The sequence below is a fragment of the Ideonella azotifigens genome (genome assembly GCF_006519715.1).
In the GTDB taxonomy this organism is placed as follows: domain Bacteria; phylum Pseudomonadota; class Gammaproteobacteria; order Burkholderiales; family Burkholderiaceae_C; genus Ideonella; species Ideonella azotifigens.
The window spans coordinates 1-5,592 of sequence record NZ_VIDT01000361.1 but is presented as its reverse complement, the minus strand read 5'-3'; the positions used below and the strand labels follow the sequence as shown (position 1 = coordinate 5,592).

Below are 5,592 nucleotides of genomic sequence, written 5' to 3'. Positions count from 1 at the left end.
CTGCCGCTGGCACCGGCTTGGCCGCCGCTGGCCTATGTCATCGCGTTTGTGTGGGGCGGCGCTGGCGGCGCGCTGTACACGCTGGCGATGGTCGACATCGGCCACCGCGAGCAAGGCGTGGCGCTGGTCAATACCACCGCGGTGCTGGTGCTCAGCTACACGCTGGGCGGCATGGCGGCCCCGATGCTCGGTGGCCTGGCACTGAGCCTGGCGCCGGGCTGGGGCATGCCGCTGCTGATGATCGCAGTGGCCGGCACCGGGCTCGGTGGCTTGCTGAAGGCGCGCGCTCGCGCTTGAACGGCCTCACGCACTGGGCGCGCTCCGCGCTCGCCCGCCGGTCCCGCGGGACCGCGCACGCAAGACCGCCGCATGGGCAGCACCCGGCCAGGAGTGGAAATTCACCGGGTCCGCCTGGCAGCAGGTCCTCGCGGCTGCGTCCCGCATCAACCCACGGTCGACATGATCGCCAAAGGCCGGCCCTCGTTGTCGCTGAAGAAACCCATCCACTCCTCGCTGCCGTTCTCGTGGCGATGGATCATGTGCGGCGCATGCGTGAATTGCACGCCGCGCGCGCCCAGGGCCGCCTGCGCTGCGCGGATGTCATCGACGCGAAAGTACAGGATCGACTCCGAAACAGTGCCTTCGCCCTCCGACAGGAACAGCCGCACGCCGCCACAGTCGAAAAATGCCAGGTTGCCGAACGAGTACAGGTGCGCCAAGCCGAGCACGTCACCGTACCAAGCACGGGCGGCAGCGATGTCCTTGACCGTTCGGGCGATCTGCCCCAGAGCGCCCAGATGGATGTCGGCTTGCATGAAGGTCTCCTTGGCGTGCAGCAGGGTGTCGCGTCGAATGCCGTCCCAGCGTCGAAGTTCGGTTCGGCTGGCCAGACCAAGCTTGTGCAGCGCGTTGGCCACGTGGTACTTCACGGCGTCGAGGGTGACGCCCTGGCGCGCGGCGATCTCGCGGTTCCGCAGACCGTGCCGCACCGCCTCAACCACGCGCCACTCGCCGGGAGTCAGTACATCTGGGTGCGCTGGGCGACCGCGCTCGCGTGGGCTGGGCATGCGCGCAGCTTAGCGCTTGCAAGAATGAATTTCCCTACCCGAGGCAACACCCAAAAAACGATCCTGCTCACTGCAAAGCTATGGCGGTGCCATCGGGTCGTCTTGCCAGGACTTGCCCGGCGCCGAAGCACTCTTGAGGTGCTCGACAAAGGCCTTGACCGTGGGAGACAGCTCTCGTCTGCTCGGAAAGACGGCGTTTACCGCCAACGGAGGCGGCGTCCATTCGGGAAACAGATGAACGAGGCGCCCGGCCTGGATATCGGGCGCGCACAAGTACCCCGACAGGCAACCCAGGCCGACGCCACGCAGCACTTGCCTGTGAATCAAGAGCGGATCGTTGATGCTCAGGCGCGGGTTGAGTTCGAACCTCTTCTCCTCGCCGCAGGGGCTTGTGAACATCCAGGGGCGCGGCCTCCCGCCGATGCCTGGCATCTCGACGGCGTCGTGCGACTGGATCTCGTCCAGGGTGCGCGGCGTGCCGCGGCGCGCGAGATAGGCAGGAGCGGCGCAAAGGTAGCGGCGAATCGTCCCCAGCCGGACCGCCACCAGTTGCGAGTCGGTCATCGGCCCGATGCGCACCGTCACGTCCACGTTCTCGGCAATCAGGTCCACCGATCGACTGCTCAACTCCAGTGCCACCTTGACATCGGGGTAGCGCGCCAGGAACTCGGGCAGCAGGTCTGACACGGCGTTGTAGCCGAAGCCTATTCCGACACTGATCCGCAGCAGGCCGCGCGGGTTGTCGCTCATGCCGCTGATCACGTCGACCGTTTCATGGATGCGCGCGAGCAGGTTCCCGCATCGCTCGTGCATCGCAAGGCCTGCGTCAGTCAGCTGCACGTCATGCGTGGTCCGCTGGACAAGGCGGATTCCCAAGGCCGCCTCCAGGCGAGCCACACAGCGACTCACGCTCGACTTGGGCATGTTCAGCACGCGCCCGGCCGCGGAGAAGCTGCGCAGCGTTGCGACTTTCTCGAACACGCGCAAATCATTCAAGTCCAGCATGTCGAAGGATTCCTCTTGAGCGCCCCAGACCTGTCGCTCCGTGCCAGCTCCCCGAGGGGGTCAAGAAAAACTTGGGGCAGCCCTGCGTTTTCTTGAGAGGTGACAGCGAGCGCGGTTTGAAACCCGTGAATTCCTGGTGAGCTTCGGCAGCACGCAAGCCGACTGTCCCACCAGGGGAACACCGTGTTCCCGCGGCATGGGCATGCAGTCCTACAGCCCGAACGGGCGGATCAAGTTTCAATGAGTTTGTCACACCGCCTCATGGTGCTTTCCAACGAATGAACGCATGAAACAACCAAGCTCCACCATCCTGGCAGTCGGTGCCGCGGGCAAGTTTGCCGGCCTCGTGCTTCCTGCGCTTGCCCAACGTGGCGCCAAGGTCCGCGGGCTCATCAGACGAGCTTCCGACACGGACGCCGTGCGCGCCCACGGCGCCACGGACGTGGACGTCGGCGATCTGGGCAACCGTGCCAGCGTTGAGACTGTCCTCGAGGGCGTCGACTCGGTCTTCTACATCGCGCCAGCCGCCCTGCCCGACGAAGCGAATGTCGGCAAGCGCAAGTTCCTCGACATGTTCTTGGCCAGGTCAGGAACCCGATCAATCGGCAGGAGATGAAGATGAACAAATCTCAAGAGACGAAAGTCCTGTTCGTGGGCCAGCAACCGGAGACGGTCGACTTCTCGGACCCGGCATTGCCGCCCGGTTTCGACGCCGCCAAGATCCATGCCGGGATCGCTCTCGGCATGCAACAGATGACAGATCGGGGCTGGCATGCAGATCTCTGTCTCGTGCGCCCCGACGACTCCGCGTCAACAGTGCTTGAGCAGCAACTCTCCACCGTTCTCTACGACTGCGTCGTGATCGGCGGAGGCCTTCGCATTCCCCCCAAGAGCCTGCTGCTGTTCGAACGGCTCGTGAACACCGTGCACAAGACGGCACCCCAGGCGGCCATCGCCTTCAACACCTCCCCGCCGGACACCGCCGATGCTGCGGCGCGTTGGCTCAACCTCGACTGAGTGAACGGAGGCATCGCGCCATGGCAACCATCCGTCACCCTCTGCACCCGCTCGACCGCGCAGTCATGATCGCAATGCGCGAGATGGTCGCGCCGATGAAGGGAAGCGTCACCGGTCCGGAGGCGAGAAAGCCCTTCGATGAATGGATGGAGAAGACTCGCTCATCCCCCGGCGTGACTTACGAACAGGCCTCGGTAGGCGGTGTCGCAGGCGTTTGGTGCCGCCCGGAAGGCGCAGTTGATCCCGCTGCGGCGATCCTCTATTTTCACGGTGGCGCCTACATCGCCGGATCGGCGCTCGCCTATCGGCACTTCGTCGGTCAGATCGCCGCGCGGACCCGGATCGCCGCGTTCGTGCCGGCGTACGGGTTGGCACCGGAGCGGCCGTTTCCGGCAGCCGTTGACGATGCCCAGGCCGCCTATGCGGGCCTGGTCGCGCAGGGAGTCACCAGCATCGCGCTGGCGGGGGACTCGGCCGGTGGCGGGTTGGCGCTGGCGCTGCTGTCGCTGGCGGTTGCCAAGGCGAAAGATGGCCTGATCCCAGCTCCCCTGGGCGCGGTGGCGATGTCACCCTGGACCGATCTGGCGCTGACCGGCGACAGCATGGCAAGCCGCGCCGAAGCCGACCCGCTCACGACCCAGCAGGCACTCGCCACCACGGCGCAGTTGTACCTCGGCAAGCATGACCCGCGCGACGCGCGAGCCTCGCCTCTGTATGCCGATCTCGCCCAGCTGCCGCCCATCCTCATCCATGTCGGGGAAGACGAAGTCCTGCTTGACGATTCCACGCGCTACGGCGATCGGGTCGAGAACAGCGGCGGGGTCTGCCAGGTGAACGTCTGGGAAAGCATGGTGCATGTGTTCCCTTCCAACGTTTCCACGCTGCACGCGGCAAAGGCCGCACTGGACGACATAGGCGACTTTTTGCGGCGGTGCTTCAAGACCGAACCCGATGGGGCGTCGAATGAAGGGCCTCACCCTTGGCGCGCCAGGACGCCGGCCTGAGTGGCCAACAGGACTTGTTGGGCGTCGCCGCAGCGCATCACCGGCCCGCATGCCCGGGCCCGGCCCCCTGCCTCACCCGCAGCTTCGCCACCACGCCCGGCGGCTCGAACAGCAGCACCAGTTCCGTGGCAGCACCCGTGGACCGGTCTGCGCCGGGCCAGCGGTAGACCCACACCTCGTCGCCGCTGTCGAACCGGACGACGATGGCCGGGCCAAGTGCGGTAGCGACTTCGGGCTGGGTGCTCTTGCCGACGGTGATCAGGGCGGCGGCGGCCTGCGGCGAGAGGGCTTGGCCGGCTGGCGTGTGCGCAATGCCCGGGCCCTGCGGCGAGGGGCCGAGCAGGCCGACGCCGGCACAGCCCGAGCACAGGCTGGCTGCGAGGCAAAGCGCACGAAGGCGAAGCCGCGACCGGGTCATGGCCGATCGTCCATGTACTCGAATTCGACCCGCGTGTCGTCCGGCCAGCTGCGGTCGCCCAGCGGCAGGAAGTAAGTGCGGTCCACCAGCACTTCGCAGTCGCAATAGGGCAGGTCCTGCTTGAGGCCGGGGTCGTCGCTGGCGCCGGCGTAGAGCTGGTCGACGGGCAGCACCTCGCGGCGCTCGCCGGCCACCAGCGTCACGCTGAACAGTGGCCGCTCGGCGAAGAACAGGTACTTGGCGTCCTTGCGTTCGCAGTAGCGCCGGCTGTCGGCGAACAGGTCGGCGATCAGCGCCAGCGGGTTGCTGTTGGACACCAGGTCTGCCTCCAGCCCGACCAGGCATTCCAGCCGCAGGTCGCCCAGGCGGCGGGTGCCGGGCGGCAGGCCGGGGCTGCGGATGTCGGTGCGCCAGGTCATGCTGAGCCGGCGGCGGTTCGGCGAGACCACGGCGTCCTCGTCCATCGCCAGGCGGTTGCGTTCCAGCACAAACGTGTGGTCCGGCGCGACAGGCACCTTGTAGTCGAACGACGAGCCGATCACTTCGAGCACGATGTGATCCATGTCGGTGCCGGGCTTGCGCGGCAGCAGCTTGAAGCGCAGCACGGCCTGCGGCGCCAGGCCGGCCTTGGCCTGCTCGAAAAAGTCCATGCCGTGCATCATCTTGCGGAAGGACTTTTCGACCGAATGCCGCGCCGCGCCGGTCACCGTGACCTGCTGCACCTCAGCCGCTGGCGGCGACTGCGCGCACACGGCAGCGGTGGCCGCGGCGAGCAGCATGGGCAGGGTTGCGCGCATCAGGCGGGACATGGTCCGGTTCTGACCCGCGGCTTCGCCGAAAGTTGCTCAACGGATCAACAAGGCGCGAAAGTCGTTGACGTTGGTGTAGGTCGGCCCGGTGACGACCAGGTCACCCAGCGCCTCGAAAAAGCCGAAGCTGTCGTGCCGGTCCAGGTGCTCGGCGGCGGACAGGCCCAGTGCCGCAGCGCGGGCCAAGGTGTCTGGTGTGACCAGTGCGCCGGCATTGCTTTCGACGCCGTCGATGCCGTCCGTGTCCGCCGCCAGCGCCCACACTTCGAGCT

General features: G+C 66.7%; 8 protein-coding genes and 1 pseudogene. 4 read left to right on the top strand and 5 right to left on the bottom strand.

The genetic code is table 11. The features are described 5' to 3' along the window. Positions 1–297: pseudogene (locus FKP22_RS32285) on the top strand (hypothetical protein); the annotation flags it as partial. 146 nt (positions 298–443) lie between these two features. Here FKP22_RS32285 and FKP22_RS19345 read toward each other — a convergent pair. After that, the gene (locus FKP22_RS19345; protein ID WP_141289340.1) at positions 444–1,067 is read right to left on the bottom strand and encodes a LuxR C-terminal-related transcriptional regulator; all 624 of its coding nucleotides are present in this window, start codon (positions 1,065–1,067) and stop codon (positions 444–446) included. A 78-nt stretch (positions 1,068–1,145) separates the two neighbouring features. Beyond that, a complete protein-coding gene (locus tag FKP22_RS19340) occupies positions 1,146–2,072 on the bottom strand; it encodes a LysR family transcriptional regulator (protein ID WP_141289339.1) in 927 nt (308 codons plus the stop codon). Positions 2,073–2,358: 286 nt separating this feature from the next. On the opposite strand from FKP22_RS19340, the gene FKP22_RS19335 reads away from it, so the two are divergent. From FKP22_RS19335 to FKP22_RS19325, 3 genes are read left to right on the top strand one after another with little or no spacing between them, the layout of a single operon-like run. Continuing rightward, a complete protein-coding gene (locus tag FKP22_RS19335; protein WP_141289338.1) occupies positions 2,359–2,688 on the top strand; it encodes an NmrA family NAD(P)-binding protein in 330 nt (109 codons plus the stop codon). 2 nt (positions 2,689–2,690) lie between these two features. Then, positions 2,691–3,089, top strand: coding sequence for a hypothetical protein (locus FKP22_RS19330; RefSeq protein ID WP_141289337.1), 399 nt, complete (start codon positions 2,691–2,693; stop codon positions 3,087–3,089). Positions 3,090–3,109: 20 nt separating this feature from the next. Further along, complete coding sequence (locus FKP22_RS19325) at positions 3,110–4,093, top strand: alpha/beta hydrolase fold domain-containing protein (protein WP_141289336.1); 984 nt, start codon at positions 3,110–3,112, stop codon at positions 4,091–4,093. Between the two features lie 37 nt (positions 4,094–4,130). Here FKP22_RS19325 and FKP22_RS19320 read toward each other — a convergent pair whose 3' ends face one another. The 3 genes from FKP22_RS19320 to FKP22_RS19310 form a co-directional block, all read right to left on the bottom strand. Next, positions 4,131–4,511, bottom strand: a complete 381-nt coding sequence (locus FKP22_RS19320) for a hypothetical protein (RefSeq protein ID WP_141289335.1) — start codon at positions 4,509–4,511, stop codon at positions 4,131–4,133. Next, positions 4,508–5,320: a hypothetical protein gene (locus FKP22_RS19315; protein ID WP_231013229.1), complete on the bottom strand. Its 813-nt coding sequence runs from the start codon at positions 5,318–5,320 to the stop codon at positions 4,508–4,510. The genes FKP22_RS19320 and FKP22_RS19315 overlap by 4 nt, the downstream gene beginning before the upstream one ends. Positions 5,321–5,356: 36 nt before the next feature. Continuing rightward, positions 5,357–5,592 (bottom strand): MOFRL family protein (locus FKP22_RS19310; RefSeq protein ID WP_310733350.1); only part of this gene is annotated, 236 nt, incomplete at its 5' end.